This is a genomic window from Gemmatimonas groenlandica (assembly GCF_013004105.1).
Lineage (GTDB): Bacteria > Gemmatimonadota > Gemmatimonadetes > Gemmatimonadales > Gemmatimonadaceae > Gemmatimonas > Gemmatimonas groenlandica.
In genome coordinates this window covers 2949383-2965038 of record NZ_CP053085.1, presented here as the reverse complement: position 1 = coordinate 2965038, position 15656 = coordinate 2949383, and the positions used below count along the sequence as shown (strand labels likewise).

Sequence of the window (15656 nt, the reverse complement as noted above, 5' to 3'; positions counted from 1 at the left end):
CAAGATCTTCATCGGAGTCCGCCCCGATCAGAACTCGATTTGCGTCCCCAGTTCTACGACCCGATTGGGTGGAATACAGAAAAATTCCGTGGCCGAGCGCGCGTTTCTCGCCATGATGGCGAAGACAACCTTGCGCCATCGGGACAGCGTGACCGTATCACCGGGTCTGCCCGGCACCGGGATGAGCCGCTCGCGACCGAGGAAATAGCTCGTCTCCATCGGCTTGCAACGGATGCCCATCTGGTCGACCACTTCGAGCACGTTCGGGACATTGGGCGTCTGCATGAAGCCGTACGAGGCCACCACGCGCCAGAAGCCATGCCCGAGCGGCATCACCCGCACCCGCTCGGCCGCACTCGTCTCTGGCACATCGGCCGTCTTCACCGAAACCAGCAGTACTCGCTCGTGCAGCACCTTGTTGTGCTTCAAATGGTGCAGGAGCACGGGCGGCACGCCGTCATCGCTACCAGTCATGAACACCGCCGTTCCCGGCACGCGATGCACCTTCGACTTCTCGACGCCGTCGAGGAAGAGACCGATCGGCAACGCTCCTTCGGCGAGCCGCGTGTTCAGCAGGGCGCGACCACGCTTCCACGTGAGCATGAGCAGGAACAGCACGAGGCCCAGCACGAGTGGTACCCAGCCGCCGTGCTTGACCTTGACCAGGTTGGCACTCAAAAAGGCCAGGTCAACGATAAGGAACGCCGTCGTGAGCGACGTCGCCTGCCAGGACTGCCAGCGAAACCGAAGTCGCGCCACGACGTCGAACAGAATCGTGGTGATGAACATCGTGCCCGTGACCGCGATGCCGTACGCCGCGCCGAGGTTCGAGGTGTTCTGGAACACAAGGACGACCAGCAGGCAGCCAACGGCAATGAAGTAGTTCACCTCTGGGATGTAGATCTGCCCTTCTTCCGTCGTACTGGTATGCAGAATTTCGAGCCGCGGAATAAAGCCCAACTGGATACCCTGTCGCGTGATCGAGAACGCGCCGGAGATCAGCGCCTGCGAGGCGACGATGGCGGCGAGCGTCGAGATGACCAGCAGCGGGATGAGCAGCGCCTTGGGCGCGAGCAGGAAGAAGGGATTCTCCGCCGCCGACGGGTCGCGGAGCAGCAGCGCGCCCTGACCGAAGTAATTCAGCAAGAGCGAGGGAAACACCAGCCACAGCCACGCCGTCTGAATCGGCTTGCGGCCGAAGTGTCCCATGTCGGCGTAGAGTGCTTCACCGCCGGTGACGACGAGCACGACCGACCCGAGCACCAGAAATCCGAGCGTGCCGTGCTCCTGCATGAAACGGACGGCGTGAATCGGGTTCACCGCCCAGAGAATGCTGGGATCCTTGGCGACTTCAAAAATGCCGAGCAGTGAAATCGTCGCGAACCAAAGCAACATGACCGGTCCGAAGGCGCGACCAACGCGGTCCGTTCCGAATCGCTGGGCGGCGAAGAGCGCCGCCAGAATTACCACCGCGATCGGCACGATGTAGCGCTCCATCGACGGCAGCGCGATCTCGAGTCCCTCCATCGCGCCGAGTACGCTCATCGCCGGCGTAATAATGCCGTCGCCGTACAGCAGCGCGGTGCCGAACAACGCCAACGCCACGATCCAGCGCCCGCGCGCGGACGGGGTATCCGGAGAGCGTCGCGGAAAGATCAGCGCAAGCAGCGCGAAGGTGCCACCCTCGCCGCGATTGTCCGCGCGAAGGATGAAGTTCACGTACTTCACCGTGACGACGAGCGTGAGCGCCCACACGATGAGCGACAGAATGCCGAAGACATTTTGTCGCGTCGCTTCAATACCGTAAATCGGGCTGAAGCACTCCTTGAGGGCATACAGTGGGCTCGTCCCGATGTCGCCGTAGACGACGCCAAGCGCCGTCAGTGTCAGGATGGCGAGCCGCTTGCCGGTGGGATTCTCATGATGCCCTTCCTTTCGCAATGGCGACTGGACGGGAAACATGCCGGTGTTGGAGCGGATCTCGGCGCCGAGCGGTGCATCGGCGGCGTTGTTCGCCGCGGATGGAGCGACGGACGAGCCCGTCGGATGCCGGATGGCTTCGGACGAGGGAGGCTGGCCGGTACTGCCGGCCGCGCTGCTATCGGAGTCGGCCCCGGAGGTGTTCACGAGGCCTGAGGAGTCTGGTCGTTTGGCATAGTTCGGAGCGAATCCCAAATGTACCACGGTGCCGGGCAGAAATAGACAACGGGAGGCAAGTATGCCTCCCGTTGTCGGGTGCTTCGGAATATCACGCTATAGATCGGTCGGGCCCATCCCACTACTCGTAGCGGAGCGCCATGATCGGGTCCAGCTTCGAGGCCCGACGGGCCGGCCATACGCCAAACACGACGCCCACCACGGCCGAGAAGGCAAAGGCCATCACGACCGACTGGCTGCTGATCGACGTATTCCAGGCGAACAGGCGACTGATCAGCATCGCCCCGCCGCTGCCCATAGCCACGCCAATCGCCCCGCCCAGGAGGCAAAGCACGACGGCCTCGATCAGAAACTGAAACAGGATGTTGTTGCCGGTCGCGCCCAGCGCCTTCCGCACGCCGATCTCGCGGGTACGCTCAGTCACCGACACCAGCATGATGTTCATGATGCCGATGCCGCCGACGACGAGGGAAACGGCGGCGATCCCGGCCAGCAGGGAGCCGAACACTTTGCTCGTTTCCGCGAACGTGGTCAGAAAGTCAGCCTGATTCCGGATGGTGAAATCGTCGTCGCGCTCGCGCGGCAGGCGGTGTTCACGACGCAGGATTTTCTGGATCTCGGCCATCGATTCGGGGATCTTCGCTTCCGACGCGGCGAGCACGGAGATCGAGCGGATACGATCGGTGCCCAGCACGCGAAAGCGCGCCGTATTGAGCGGGATCAGCACCTGGTCGTCGGGATTCTGGAAGGGCGAGGTCTGCCCCTTCGACTTGAGCACGCCGATGACTGTGAACTGAATGCCGCGGATGCGGACCGCCTCACCGATGATCGCCTCGGGGTTTTCGATGCCGAGGTTGGTGAGCGCCGCCGGACCGACCACCGCCACCCGCTGCTTGCCGAGGTCTTCCTGCGTCGTGAACATCCTCCCGCCCAACAGCTCGTACCTGCGGACGGTGAGGTAATTCGCCGACGTACCAACCACCTGGGTGCTGGCGTTCTTGGCCTGGAACTGTAGCTGCAGCTGCCTGGACATCTCGGGCTGCACCGCCGTGACCAGCGAGGCCTGCTCTTCGAGCGCCGCCGCATCGTCCATCGTGAGCTTGGCACGATCGGCTTCCGACGCCACGCCACCCATGCCGCGTACCTGCCCCGGCGTCACCGTGAGGAGCGTGGTGCCGAGCGCCGTGATGCGATCCTTGATCGACTCCTGCGCGCCGCGGCCGATGCCGTCCATGGCGATCACCGCGCCGACGCCAATCACGATGCCAAGCATGGTGAGGATCGAGCGCAGTTTGTTGGCTCGCAGCGCGCCCAGCGCCACGCGAATGGTCTCGGCGTATAGCATGTCAGCGACCTCCGGGAGGACGCCCGCCACCACCGGCCGCGCGCGCCACCACCACCACCACCGCCGCCACCACCACCACCACCGGCCGGGCGGCCGCCAGCACCGCCGGTCGTGGACTGCACGCCCGGCATGCCGCCGGCGCCCGTCATGCTACGGAACCGGTCGTTCTGCTGGTCACGCTTGGCCTGCAGCGCCTGCACGGCCAGCGTGGCCACCTTTTCCCCTTCCTTGAGTCCCGACACGACCTCGGAGAAGTCGTAGTCGGAGGCGCCCAATCGCACGAGACGGGGGCTGAACTTACCCGGCGCGTCTTCCACGAACACCAAGGCCGTGCGCACCCGCGTGACGCTGCCGCCAGCCGAACGGGCGCCGCCATTACCGCCGCTGTTGCCACCCGCGGCCGTCGGTGCACCACCCCGTCGATCCGACGTCGGTGCCCCCTTCGCATCGGCCTTCTTCTCGCCCATTTGTACGGCCTTGGCCGACGGCATGTCGCCGGCCGGCTGTCCGGCGCCCGCGCCGTTGCCGCCACCGCTGCTGCGCATCTGGGCCTGCATCTCGCGCACCTGCGCCGACACCCTGTCGGGGTTGAGCCCCACGAACGTGGCCGCGACAGCCGCTTCCCGCACCGTGCGCACCGCGTCGTTGCTCACGGCCAGCACGTTGTCGCGACGGTCGATGAGCATCGACACTTCGCCGTTCATGCCCGGCTTGAGTAACCCTTCGTTGTTGTCCAGCGACACGATCACCGGAAACATGGTGACGCTCTGCTGTACTACGGCCTGCGGTTCGATCTTCTCGACCACGCCCTGAAACGGACGCTCGGGGTAGGCATCCACCGTGACGCGCGTGGACTGACCCGGGCGCACGTTGCCGATGTCCGTCTCGTTCACCAACGCGCGCACGCGCACCTTGGTGAGGTCGGCCATCTTGAGCAGGGTCGTGCCACCGGACACCGAGCCGGTAGCCGACGCGATCACCTGACCCAACGAGACAGGCTTGTCGATGATCGTGCCATTCACCGGTGCGATCACGGTGGCGTCTTCGAGGCGCTGCTTGGCCAGATCGACGTTGGTGCTCGCGCGCACGATCGCACCCTGCGCCTGCGTGAGGCCGAGCTGCGCGGCTTCGTACTCCTGCGTGGTGATAATGCGCGTCTTGTACAGTTCGTCGGAGCGCTTCTTCTGCGACTGGGCCACTTCGAGGCTAGCCTGCGCACTGCGCAGGTCGGCCGCGGACTGCTCGTACTGGTTTTTCACGTCACGCGTGTCGATCTGCACCAGCAGCTCGCCGGCCTTCACCTGCGAACCGGTTTCCACCGGCATGCGCGTGATCTGCCCGGAGGCCTTCGACTTCACTTCGATGACGTTGATCGGCTCCACGGCGCCGGTCGCCTGTGCATCCACCACGATCGTGCGGCGGTCGACGACCGCCGTGCCGATAACCGGCGCTGCTTCCTTCTTCGCGCCACATCCGACCAGCACGCTGCTGGCCAGGAGCGCGGGGAGCGCCAGTCCACGCGCGCGAAACGGCACCAGAGCACGCATCAGAGTTCACGCCCCACGAGCGATGAGAGTTGCGCGCGGGCGATGCGACCATCGAGGCGGGCCTGAATCAACGCCTGACGCGCCTGATTGAGCTGCGTCTGTGACGTGAGCAGGTCGAGCAACGTGGACGCGCCGAGCGCATAGCGCTGCTGCTGCACGCGCAGATCTTCTTCCGAGGCCGCGATCGCCGCCAGCTGCACCTGCACGCGCGCCTGCGCGTTCTGCAGCGAGCGCACGAACGACGTCAGATTCTGGCGGGCCCCCAGCTGCACGTCGCGGAGCTGCGCTTCGGCATTCGTGAGCGTGACATCGGCCTGCACCGTCTGCGACTCGCGCTGGAATCCGTTGAAGAGCTGATAGGCGATGTTGAAGTTCATCGTCTGACGGCTCGCGTTGTTGCCACCGACCAGGAACAGTTGCCGACCCGCAAAGCCTCCAGCGTTCTGACTGAAGGCGTAGTTGTACGACATCGTGAGCGTGGGCAGGTACGTCGACTTCTGCGACCGCTTGGCCGCGCGGGCGACCGCCACATTCGAGATGGCCAGACGCACGGCGGGACCGTCGTTGGCGAGCATCGCCAGCTCCTCGTCGGTCGGCAGCGTCATTGGCGTGTCGAGCGTGTCACTGGGGGACGCGGTGATCGGCGTGGTGGACCCGGCCACCCGCGTGAGCGACGCCGTAGCGACGCGCAGATCGTTCTCGGCCGTCAGCACGGCGAGACGCGCATTGCCCACCAGAATCGCCGAACGCAGCGAATCCGACTTGGTCGCGACGCCGGCCGCCAATCGCGCGGTGGACGCCTTGAGCTGCTGTTCGGCCTGCTCCAGCTGCGCCTTCGCGGCGGCCGCGGACTCGCGCGCGGCGAGCGCTGCATAGAACTGCTGCTTCACCTGCAGTGACGCATCGAAGCGCGCCGACACCGCCGACACGTCGGCCACGTCGGCCGTCGCGCGGATGCGCTTGATTTCCGACCACCGGCGACCGCCATCGAACACTTCGACGTTCAGCGCGAGGCCGTTGTTGTAGCTCCACGGATTGCCCGACAACGACGTGAGCTGACCGTTGAAGTTGTTGATCGTGGTACCCTGCGTCCGCCCGGTACCCGCCGTAAGGTTGACGTTCGGCACGTACGAGCCGAGGGCCTGACGACGCGCCGCCGACGCATTGCGATCAAGACCACGCGCCGATACGGCCGCCGGCGAGTTCTTGGCCGCGAGTTCGATCGCCTCGCGCAGGCTGACCGGACGCGCGCCATCGTCGCCCGACAACCCCTGAGCGCCAAGCGGGGCGGTCATCACGACCGCCCCGAAGATCACGACGCCAACGACGGTCTGTCCAACACGATTCCTGCGATTCACTTGGTCTCACCTCGCGCACGCGCCGCACTGTCGGCCGTTCGCTGGTTGCGCTCGAGCAGTGCGCGGAAAGCCGTCTTCTGCGCGTCATCGAGGGTGTTCATCATCAGCACGCGCGCACTGTCGCGCACGGCATCGAGAGTAGGCCGGACGGTCTTCATGATTTCACGCGACTGCTTGCGACGCCAATCCCACACGGAGTCGATGACCACACGCTGTGCAGACGAGAGCTTGAGTTCACGGGCGAGTTCATCGACCATCGTTCTCTCGTTGAACACGTCCGGGCGCGGTGGCGACACCATGCGGTCGGCGGCAAAACCGACCGCCCCCCCGGTGAGAAACGCACCGAGGATGAACATCATGGCGAGCGATTTGGGGCGGGAGGTAGACACGGAGTGCTCGAGCCTAGTAGTCGAGAGGATGCAGGTACCGCTCCGGCGCATCCTCCGGAAGCCGCACGCGCACACGCGATGTCAGCGTGGCATCGTTGAGCGGCAGCGCCGACTCCACCGCCGCCCGCTGCGCCATCTCGCGCGCCGTCGCATTGCGCTCGGCCTCGCGCACGAACGTGGCACCCGCCACGAGCAAGCCGATCGTCGCCGCGATCAACCCCACGTTGCGGATGTCGGCCGTCCGGAACTCACCGAACCCGCTCCACCATGATGGACGCAGCACGTTGATATGCATCAACACGCGCTCTTCCAGGCCGTGCCAGTACGTCTCGTCCTGCGGCGCGGCGTAGTGGCTGCGTAGCAGGTCGGTCACTCGAGGGTCCGCATCCGGGCCGTGCCCGTTGTCGTTCCGCGTGACGTTCATTTCTCACTCCGAAGATTGCTCAGCTGTCGCCGCAGGTGCGCCCGAGCATGGTGCAAGTCCGATCGCGCCGTTCCCTCGGGAATTCCGAGAATTGAGCCGATCTCCGCGTGCTTGTATCCCTCGACGTCGTGCAACACGATGACTGCGCGCTGCCGTTCGCCGAGCGTATCCAGTGCGCGCGCCAGGCGCGCACGCAACTCACCCGATTCTGCCGGATCCCGATGTGGAGACGACAACGTCTCCGGCAACTCGTCCGCGTCGCGTACTTTGCGCCGACGGGCGATATCCAACGCTGCATTGGCGACAATGCGATGCAGCCACGCGCCGAAAGCCTGCTCCGGGCGAAACCGTTCGAGGGCGCGAAACGCATGCAGAAACCCTTCCTGCACCGCATCCTCGGCATCATCGTGCGACAACACAATGGCACGGGCAACCGCATACGCTCGGCGCTGGTGACGATGCACCAGACCGGCGAATGCCGTGTGATCCCCTGCCTGCGCCGAGAGCACCAACTCCCGCTCTTCGAGCGCCTCGGCCGACACCGGTCGGTCAGTCCCCATGACAGGGGAGGCAGCTGGGAAAGAGAGGGCGACGGAGGTCATCGGCAATAGTGGGGTCATTCGACTTACGCATCGCCAACGGGGGGCGTTGAGGGCGGGGGCGCCAATCCCGCAAGCCCCAGTGGCACCGCATCCGCCTGCATGGCCTGCAGCACGATGCCGATATGCTCGTCGAGGGGGACATCGAGGGCGGCGGCCCCCTGAATGATGTCGTCCCGGTTCACGCCCCGGGCAAAGGCTTTGTCCTTCATCTTCTTGCGCACTCCGGCCACGTCCACGTCTGCCACGGCTCGGGAGGGCTTCACCAGCGCGCTCGCGGTAATCAACCCCGTGAGCTCGTCCACGGCGAACAAGGCCTTGGCCAGCAGCGTGACCCGGGGAACCCCGGTGTACTCCGCATGCCCCAGCACCGCCTCGCACAGCTCCTCAGGCCAGCCCGCCGCCCGAAGCACCCGTACGCCCTCTGCCGGATGTTCGACATCCGCCCCGAGCGAAGCGTTGGGATATCGCTCGTAATCGAAGTCGTGAACGAGGCCGGTGATCCCCCACAGCTCGACGTCTTCCCCCAGCCGGGTGGCGTAAGCCCGCATCGCGCACTCCACCGAAAGCATATGCTTGCGGAGGGATTCAGAGGCGGTCCACTCATGGACCAGCGCCAGCGCGTCAGAGCGGGAGGGAAGGGGCATCACGACATCTAGTGGGCAAGAGGGGGAAACCCCAAGTCTAACGGTCGGGACGCTGTGGGCGCGGGGGTGGGAGGGCGGGCTCGTCGGGCTCGGGCGGCTGTGGGCTGTTGGCTTGAGGTATTGGGTTCTGGGTACTGGGTCGGGGCCTGTCGGAAATTCTGTGTATGAGTCATAACCTTGTAGGACGGAGGTGGTTATGGCTCGACGGAAACGGGCGGCGGCGGAGCCGCTGCCCGCAGGGCTGACGCCCGAGATTCTCGACCAGTTGGTGGCGGGGGGTGCAGACCTCCGCCGACTTCCAGCTGGTCTGGCGGCAGTTGCAGAAGGCGATGGCGGAGCGGGTGCTCAAGGCTGAGCTCACGCATCACTTGGGCTATCCCGAGGGCGGGGAGCGCGGGCCGGATGGCAATGCCCGCAATGGCTTTACCCCGAAGTCGTTGCTGACCGAGAGCGGGTCGATTGCGCTCGACATCCCGCGGGACCGCGACGGCAGTTTTGCGCCCCAGTTTGTGCCCAAGGGCGCCCGCCGCTTGCCGGGCTTCGACGAGACGGTGCTGATGCTGTACGCTGTACGCGCGCGGCTTGAGCACGCGCGAGCTCCAGGCGTTTCTCGAGGAGCGCTATCAGATCCCGGTCTCGCCCGACTTGATCAGCACGATCACGAGCGAGGTGCTGGCCGAAGTCGAGACGTGGCAGCAGCGGCCGCTCGAGTCGACGTACGTGGCCGTCGCCTTCGATGCGCTGCGCGTGAAGATCCGCGACGAAGGCGTCGTGCAAAACAAGGCGGTGTATCTCGCGCTCGGCGTGCAGCTGGATGGCACGAAGGAAGTGCTCGGCTTTTGGATCGCGCAAACCGAGGGCGCCGCCTTCTGGCACCGCGTGTTTCGCGAGCTGCAGGGCCGTGGCGTGGCCGATATCCTGATCGCGCTGATCGATGGCCTGACGGGGCTCCCAGACGCGCTGCAGACGGTGTTTCCGCACACGGTGATTCATCAGTGCATCGTGCATCTCGTGCGTCAAAGCCTCCACTACGTGTCGTGGACCGAGCGGAAGCTCTCGCTCGTCGCGGCGGCGCTGCGGACGATCTACCACGCGCCCACCGAGGCGGCTGGGCGTCTCGCCTTGCAGCGCTTTGCGGAGAGTCCGCTTGGGCAGCGCCACGCAGCGATCGTCGCCATCTGGGAGCGGCACTGGGAGCGCATCGCGCCGGCCCTCGCCTACCCACTGGAAATCCGCCGCGTGCTCTACACCACGAATGCGATCGAGAGCCTGAACATGCAGATTCGCAAAGTGATCAAGACCCGCGGCCACTTCCCGAGTGATGAAGCGGCCGGCAAGCTGCTCTATCTCGCGCTGCGCAACATCGGCAAGAAGTGGAAGGCCAAGCCCGACAAGTACTGGCGCGCGGCCTTCCCACATCTCAAGCTCCTCTTCGGCGACCGACTCGTGGCGACGTCGTGACCCGATGCTCACGACTCATACACAGAATTCCTGACAGGTCCCTGGGTCGTAAAACCCACAACCCAGTACCCAACACCTCAAACCCCAAGCCGACAGCCCACAGCGTCCCACAGCTCAAAGCCCAAAGCCCAAAGCAATCAGTGCAAATCCACCTTGATCGCAGCCGCTTTCCCTGTCTTCCAGATCAACAGCAGCGGCAGTGCCGCCACCAGCAGAATCCCTGAAATCAGATAGATCCGCGAGAATGCAATCACGCTCGCCTGCGTCGCGATCTGGCGGTCCATGATCATCAAGGCCTGCTGTTTCGCGATCGACACATCGATTCCTCGGGCCACGAGACTGCGGGTCAGTCCGCCCAGTCGCGCCATCGTGGTGGGGTCGTACGAGCCCACGTGTTCGGTGAGCAGTTGCTTCTGCACGACCGTTTGTCGCGCCAGCATCGTCGCCATGATCGCAATACCCAGCGATCCGCCCAATTGACGCATGAGGTTGAACATGCCGGTGCCTTGGCCGATCAGGCGCATCGGCAGGCCGGACACCGTGGCGCTGGTGAGCGGTACGAACATGAACCCCAGCCCCACGCCGCGCAGGATCAGCGGCCAGAATAGGTCGCTCTGCCCGGAGTCGAGCGTCAGGCGTGACATCTGCACCATCGACGCGAGAAACAGGAACGCGCCGACCACAATCATCGGACGGGCATCGACTTTGTTCGCGATGCGCCCTACGAACGCCATCGTGAATGCCGAGGCCAACGCGCCCGGCAGGATCACCATGCCGGTTTGCTGCGCCGTGTAACCGTGCAGCTGTTGCAGGAACACCGGCAGCACGAAGACCGAGCCGTACAGCGCCAAACCAAGAAAGGTCGCGAACATCACGCCGGGCGCGACCTGCCGCGACTTCAGAATGCGGAAGTCGATGATCGGTTCGTCGATCGTGAGCTCGCGCCACACCAGCAGTACGGCCGAGACCACACTCGTGATTGCGAGTCCCGTTACGAAGCGCGATTCGAACCAGTCGAACCGTTCGCCGCGTTCCAGCATCCACTGCAGTGAACCAACGGCCAGCGTGAGCAACACGATGCCGAGCACGTCCACCGAGGTCGCCTTTACCTGGTGTGCCGCGTCGCGCACGTACGTCCACACGAGATAGCCGGCGAAAATGCCGAGCGGCACGTTGATGTAGAAGATCCACGGCCACGCGTAGGCATCGACGATGTAGCCACCGAGTGTCGGGCCGAGGGTGGGGCCGACCATCACGCCCACGCCGAAGATCGACTGGCCGATGCCGCGCTCGTGGGGCGGGAACGCTTCGAACAGCGTGGTCTGCGCGGTGGAGAGCAGTGCGCCGCCGCCGAGCCCTTGAATCACGCGCCAGAACACCAATCCCCAGAGCGACGTCGCGGCGCCGCAGAAGAAGGAGGCGACCACGAAAATCGTGATCGAGCCGGTGAGATAGTTGCGGCGCCCGAAGTACGCCGACAACCAGCTCGACATCGGAATCACGATCACGTTCGCGATGATGTACGACGTCGACACCCACGCGATTTCGTCGAGCGTAGCGCCGAGCGTACCCATCATGTGCGGGATCGCCACGTTCACGATCGACGTGTCGACGAGCTCGAGCACCGCGGCCAGCGTCACCGCGATCGCGATCAAGTACTTGTTCTTGTACGGATCGTCGGCCACCACCGCCTTGGACGCCAGCGGCGCTCCAGCGGAGGGTGTGCCGGTCAAACCGGTCGGGAGGACAGTGGTCGCCATGTGACGCGCCGCGCTACTTCACGATGACGTTTGCGAGCACTGACATGCCCGGGCGCAACGGACGATCGGCGCCCAGCGCCTTCGTGATGCGGATACGCACCGGCACACGCTGCACGACCTTCGTGAAGTTGCCCGTGGCATTGTCCGGCGGCAGCAGCGCGAACTTGGCGCCCGTGGCCGACGCGATGCTCTCCACCTCGCCCTCTGCCTTCTCCGCGTACGCATCGATCTCGAGTTCGACCTTCTGGCCGACACGAACGCGGTTGAGCTGCGTCTCCTTGAAATTCGCCGTCACGAACACGCCGGTGTCCGATACGATCGACAGCAACGTCTGACCGGCCTGCACGAGCTGTCCTACTTCCACCTGCTTACGCGACACGATGCCCGACAGCGGCGCCGTGATCTTCGCGTAGGACAGCTGCAGCGACGCATTCTCGCGCGCCGCCTTTGCCGCCGCGAGACGGGCCCGCGCCAGACGGACACCCGCTTCGGCGTTCGATACACCCGACGTCGCGGCACTCACTTGACGCTGTGTGGCCGTAAGCGTGGCCGACGCGGCATCGAACGCGGCCTGCGCTGCGTCGAGCTGTGCGACGCTGATGATCTGCTTCGCCGAGAGTTCCTTCGCGCGCGCCAGATCACTCTGCGCCTTCACCACCTGCGCACGGGCAGCCAGCACCTGCGCATCGCCCACGTCGCGCTGACTCGACGCCGTGCGCACCATCGCGGCCGCCTGACCCTCGAGTCCACCACTGCCCGCAGCGGCCACCGCCGCCGCATAGTCGGCCTCGGCTTGCGCCAGCTTCACGGCGTATTCACGCTCGTCGATCGACACGAGCACGCCCTTGTCGTCGACATGCGCATTCTCGCCGACATTCACCGTCATGACGTAGCCGCCAACCTTGGCGACGACCGGCACGATGTGTCCGTCGACCTGCGCATTGTCCGTCGATTCGTGCGTCTGCGAAAAGGACCAGCGATTGAAGCCCCACACGCCGCCGGCGACGACCAGAGCAGCAGGGATGAGTAAACGGATATTCATAAATAAAAGCGAAGTAGGGAGTATGGAGTCGGGAGTACGGAGTAGCCTTTACGGCAGCTTTTGGACTTCGCCCATCGCCTTGGCCAGCGCGACGCGGGAACCTTGGTAGCTGGCCAGTGCATCGTTGCGCAGCGTGCGGGCCTGATTCAGCGAGAGCAGCGCCGTGATCACGTCACCGTTGCCGGCAACACCGGCGCGGAAGCGTTCCTGCGCTTGGGTAACCTCCTGCTCGGCGAGCTGCAGGCGCTCTCGTACGGCATCGACCTGTTCCAGCGCGGCGCTCAGATCGAGCAGCGCGGCGCGGACTTCGAGCGCGCTCTGCGCACGCAGATCACGCAGCTTGGCATCGGTTTCACGCGTGGCCGCGATCTGCTCCTGCACGCGTCCTTCGCGACGGAAGCCGTCGAAGAGGCCGACCGACAGCTGCACCCCCCACGAGTACGTGGGCAGCATGCGATTCCAGTTCTTGCCGATCACACCCTGATCGACCACCAGTCCGAGCTGCGGCGTACGCTCCCACTTGATGGCCTGCGACGCGGCGCGCTGCGCCGTCTCTTGTGCCACCAACGCCTTCACATCGGCGCGCGATTCCGTCGCGCGGGCGAGCGCGGTCGCTGCGTCGGGCGCCACATCACCAACCGGCATGCTGGCCAGTGAATCACTGAGCGAGAGCGGCGCATCGAGTGGCAATCCCACGGCGCGCTTGAGTTCGAGCAACCCACGGTCACGCTCATTGCGCGCACCGATGATCTGCGCCCGCACATTCGCCAGCTGTGACTCGGCTCGCGTGACATCGAGGGCGATGCCCGTGCCGGCCTGCAATTGATCGCGTGCAATGCGCAGCAGATCGGCCGCCAACGCCGAGTCGGCGCGGCGTGATGACAGCTGCGCCTCGGCGCGCGCGGCGCGCACGTACACGGCTGCGGCGTTGGCCGCCGCCAAGTCGGCCTGCGCTTGCACGTCGGCACTGGCGGCCAACACCGACGACTGGGCGGCACGCCACTTGGCGACGTTGCCCAGGTCGAGCAGCGGCTGCTGCAACCGATAGCGTACGTCGACCGTGGGCACCGGTCCGATGAGTTCACCATCAGGGCGCAGTAGCGGCTGGCCCGTGACCGGATTGCTGAAGGAAAAACCGAACGTCGCCGAGTTGAGCGTGCGCTCGGACTGCTGAATGCCGGCGGCGAGATCGGGGAAGAGTGCGCCACGTCGCTGCGTCACGCGGGCTTCCGCCTGCGCCACGCGCTGACGGGCCACGTCGACGCCACCACTTTGTTTGGCCGCCAGTCGGGCGGCGTCGCCCAGCGACAACGCAGTTTGCGCGGGCAGGGCGGTGCCGGTCATCGCGAGAACGACGGCAATAATGGACGAAAGCTGCTTCATGGACGCAGGGCGTAGAGATAAAACTCGAGCATTTCATCGAGCACTTGCTCGTCGCTGCCGAGTGTCTTGTGGAACTCACGACGCGCACACCACGTGCTGTGCGACATCCAGATGGACGAGAACATGCGGGCCGCCAGCTGCGGGTCGACCTCGCGGAATTCACCACGCTCGACGCCGCGGGCGATGATGCCCGACACCAGACGGCGCCCGCGGGCAATCACTTCGTCGGCGTAGAACTGCATGAGGTCGGGGAACTGCCCGAGCTCGAGCGACACGAGGCGTTGCAGCACCTGCACCCGGTCCGTGCGGAGGAACACCCACCAGCCCTGTCCAAGCCGGCGCAGCTGGGCCTCGGCGCTCTCGGCCACCAGGCTGGCCTGCGAGGCTTCCGCCTCCGCCAGCGCGGCCACGATCGTGGTGTGCACCATCTCCCGAAACAGCGCTTCCTTGGTCGGGAAGTAGAGGTAGATGGTGCCCTTGGCGACCTGCGCCCGCTTGGCGATGTCGTCGAGGCGCGCGCCCGCCAGCCCGCGCTCGCCAAACTCATGGAAGGCGGCGTCGAGGATCTGGGTGGGGCGTTCTTCCGGCGCTCGCCGGCGTTGGGGCTCAATACTGGTCACCCTGAATTGTTAATGACTGACCAGTCAGTTAGTAAAGGGGGCGGGCGATGGAGCGCTCTGACAGTCTGAGAACGGCGAACTCCCTAGGAAGCAGGGAGGAGGGTGTCAGGGGGGGGGGGGGAGGAGGACAGCCCAATGCGGAAAGGGGGCAGGACCGCGTTTCCGCAGTCCTGCCCCCTCCTTCCTGAAACCCTCCCCCTGCTACCTAGGGAGTTCGCAGTTACCCAACCACCGGGCTCACGCTGAAAGCGGCCGCCGCCTTCTTCTCCTCATGCCCAGCAAACTGCCCGTTCGTCCAAATCACGATCCCGTACAGGATCGCACCGATCAACACGGCGCCCCCGATCAGGCCGATGAACGCGGCGCCCTTGTCGCTGCCCTGCTGTGCGTGTCCGCCCATCTCAGATCTCCGGAGAAAGTCAGTCGGCGTCGGTGACGCGCACCGACACCATGCCATCGTTCGCCACGATCGACGGGAGGAACTCCAGCCCCTTCGTGACCTTGCCGAATACCGTGTGCACGCCGTTCAGGTGACGCGTGTTCGCCTCGCTCAGCACGATAAAGAACTGGCTGCCGCCGGTGTTCTTGCCGGCATGCGCCATCGACAGCGCGCCCACTTCATGCTTGTGCGGATTGCCGGCCGTCTCGCAGGGAATCTGCCAGCCCGGGCCACCCGTGCCGATCCGACGATCGCCGGCCGGAAGGTCGCGCGAGTACGGGTCGCCGCCCTGCACCACGAACTCATCGATCACGCGATGAAACTTCACGCCATCATAGAAGCCTTGATTGGCGAGCTTCTCGAAATTCTCTACGGTCTTGGGCGCCTCGGCCGGGTACAACTCGGCGACAAGGGTCCCCTTGGTGGTCTCGAACGTTGCCAGCTTAGCCACTATGTCTCCTGGATCCTATTGGGAAGGAAGAGGG

Annotated in this window: 14 protein-coding genes and 1 pseudogene; 1 reads left to right on the top strand and 14 read right to left on the bottom strand. The window is 65.1% G+C overall.

Annotation, left to right across the window (positions count from 1 at the left end; genetic code table 11):
* Positions 1-27 precede the first annotated feature (27 nt).
* The 8 genes from HKW67_RS12520 to HKW67_RS12480 all read right to left on the bottom strand — a co-directional run bounded on the left by HKW67_RS12520 (position 28) and on the right by HKW67_RS12480 (position 8466).
* Entirely contained in the window at positions 28-1962 is a 1935-nt protein-coding gene (locus tag HKW67_RS12520) for a potassium transporter Kup (RefSeq protein ID WP_171227653.1), read from the bottom strand.
* Positions 1963-2278: 316 nt separating this feature from the next.
* The gene (locus HKW67_RS12515) at positions 2279-3502 is read right to left on the bottom strand and encodes an ABC transporter permease (protein WP_171227652.1); all 1224 of its coding nucleotides are present in this window, start codon (positions 3500-3502) and stop codon (positions 2279-2281) included.
* On the bottom strand, positions 3415-5049 hold the full coding sequence (locus tag HKW67_RS22315) for an efflux RND transporter periplasmic adaptor subunit (protein ID WP_206044408.1): 1635 nt from the start codon (positions 5047-5049) through the stop codon (positions 3415-3417). The genes HKW67_RS12515 and HKW67_RS22315 overlap by 88 nt, the downstream gene beginning before the upstream one ends.
* A complete protein-coding gene (locus HKW67_RS12500) occupies positions 5049-6407 on the bottom strand; it encodes a TolC family protein (RefSeq protein ID WP_171225699.1) in 1359 nt (452 codons plus the stop codon). The genes HKW67_RS22315 and HKW67_RS12500 overlap by 1 nt, the downstream gene beginning before the upstream one ends.
* On the bottom strand, positions 6404-6796 hold the full coding sequence (locus HKW67_RS12495; protein WP_171225698.1) for a P-loop NTPase family protein: 393 nt from the start codon (positions 6794-6796) through the stop codon (positions 6404-6406). The genes HKW67_RS12500 and HKW67_RS12495 overlap by 4 nt, the downstream gene beginning before the upstream one ends.
* A 13-nt stretch (positions 6797-6809) precedes the next feature.
* Positions 6810-7220 carry a hypothetical protein gene (locus HKW67_RS12490; RefSeq protein ID WP_171225697.1) on the bottom strand — a complete coding sequence of 137 codons (411 nt, stop codon included), beginning with the start codon at positions 7218-7220 and terminating at the stop codon, positions 6810-6812.
* Positions 7217-7780 carry an RNA polymerase sigma factor gene (locus tag HKW67_RS12485; RefSeq protein ID WP_171225696.1) on the bottom strand — a complete coding sequence of 188 codons (564 nt, stop codon included), beginning with the start codon at positions 7778-7780 and terminating at the stop codon, positions 7217-7219. The genes HKW67_RS12490 and HKW67_RS12485 overlap by 4 nt, the downstream gene beginning before the upstream one ends.
* A 65-nt stretch (positions 7781-7845) precedes the next feature.
* The gene (locus HKW67_RS12480; RefSeq protein ID WP_171227651.1) at positions 7846-8466 is read right to left on the bottom strand and encodes an HD domain-containing protein; all 621 of its coding nucleotides are present in this window, start codon (positions 8464-8466) and stop codon (positions 7846-7848) included.
* Positions 8467-8662: 196 nt separating this feature from the next.
* Here HKW67_RS12480 and HKW67_RS12475 point away from each other — a divergent pair.
* A pseudogene (locus HKW67_RS12475) lies at positions 8663-9927 on the top strand (IS256 family transposase).
* A gap of 137 nt (positions 9928-10064) precedes the next feature.
* Here the strand turns inward: HKW67_RS12475 and HKW67_RS12470 are convergent.
* The 6 genes from HKW67_RS12470 to HKW67_RS12445 all read right to left on the bottom strand — a co-directional run bounded on the left by HKW67_RS12470 (position 10065) and on the right by HKW67_RS12445 (position 15622).
* Positions 10065-11687 carry a DHA2 family efflux MFS transporter permease subunit gene (locus tag HKW67_RS12470; RefSeq protein ID WP_171225695.1) on the bottom strand — a complete coding sequence of 541 codons (1623 nt, stop codon included), beginning with the start codon at positions 11685-11687 and terminating at the stop codon, positions 10065-10067.
* A gap of 13 nt (positions 11688-11700) precedes the next feature.
* Entirely contained in the window at positions 11701-12729 is a 1029-nt protein-coding gene (locus HKW67_RS12465) for an HlyD family secretion protein (protein WP_171225694.1), read from the bottom strand.
* A gap of 48 nt (positions 12730-12777) precedes the next feature.
* Positions 12778-14112 (bottom strand): TolC family protein, encoded by a 1335-nt coding sequence (locus HKW67_RS12460; RefSeq protein WP_171225693.1) that lies wholly within the window; start codon positions 14110-14112, stop codon positions 12778-12780.
* Positions 14109-14732: a TetR/AcrR family transcriptional regulator gene (locus HKW67_RS12455; protein WP_171225692.1), complete on the bottom strand. Its 624-nt coding sequence runs from the start codon at positions 14730-14732 to the stop codon at positions 14109-14111. Before HKW67_RS12455 ends, HKW67_RS12460 begins: the two co-directional genes overlap by 4 nt.
* A gap of 220 nt (positions 14733-14952) precedes the next feature.
* A complete protein-coding gene (locus HKW67_RS12450) occupies positions 14953-15132 on the bottom strand; it encodes a hypothetical protein (protein ID WP_171225691.1) in 180 nt (59 codons plus the stop codon).
* Positions 15133-15151: 19 nt separating this feature from the next.
* Positions 15152-15622, bottom strand: coding sequence for a peptidylprolyl isomerase (locus HKW67_RS12445; protein ID WP_171225690.1), 471 nt, complete (start codon positions 15620-15622; stop codon positions 15152-15154).
* Positions 15623-15656 lie beyond the last annotated feature (34 nt).

Coding starts and splice junctions, on each gene's coding strand:
- HKW67_RS12465 (WP_171225694.1), bottom strand. CDS start 12,729: ATGAATATCCGTTTACTCATCCCTGCTGCTCTGGTCGTCGCCGGCGGC.
- HKW67_RS12460 (WP_171225693.1), bottom strand. CDS start 14,112: ATGAAGCAGCTTTCGTCCATTATTGCCGTCGTTCTCGCGATGACCGGC.
- HKW67_RS12520 (WP_171227653.1), bottom strand. CDS start 1,962: ATGTTTCCCGTCCAGTCGCCATTGCGAAAGGAAGGGCATCATGAGAAT.
- HKW67_RS12485 (WP_171225696.1), bottom strand. CDS start 7,780: ATGGGGACTGACCGACCGGTGTCGGCCGAGGCGCTCGAAGAGCGGGAG.
- HKW67_RS12450 (WP_171225691.1), bottom strand. CDS start 15,132: ATGGGCGGACACGCACAGCAGGGCAGCGACAAGGGCGCCGCGTTCATC.
- HKW67_RS12490 (WP_171225697.1), bottom strand. CDS start 7,220: ATGAACGTCACGCGGAACGACAACGGGCACGGCCCGGATGCGGACCCT.
- HKW67_RS12470 (WP_171225695.1), bottom strand. CDS start 11,687: ATGGCGACCACTGTCCTCCCGACCGGTTTGACCGGCACACCCTCCGCT.
- HKW67_RS12515 (WP_171227652.1), bottom strand. CDS start 3,502: ATGCTATACGCCGAGACCATTCGCGTGGCGCTGGGCGCGCTGCGAGCC.
- HKW67_RS22315 (WP_206044408.1), bottom strand. CDS start 5,049: ATGCGTGCTCTGGTGCCGTTTCGCGCGCGTGGACTGGCGCTCCCCGCG.
- HKW67_RS12480 (WP_171227651.1), bottom strand. CDS start 8,466: ATGCCCCTTCCCTCCCGCTCTGACGCGCTGGCGCTGGTCCATGAGTGG.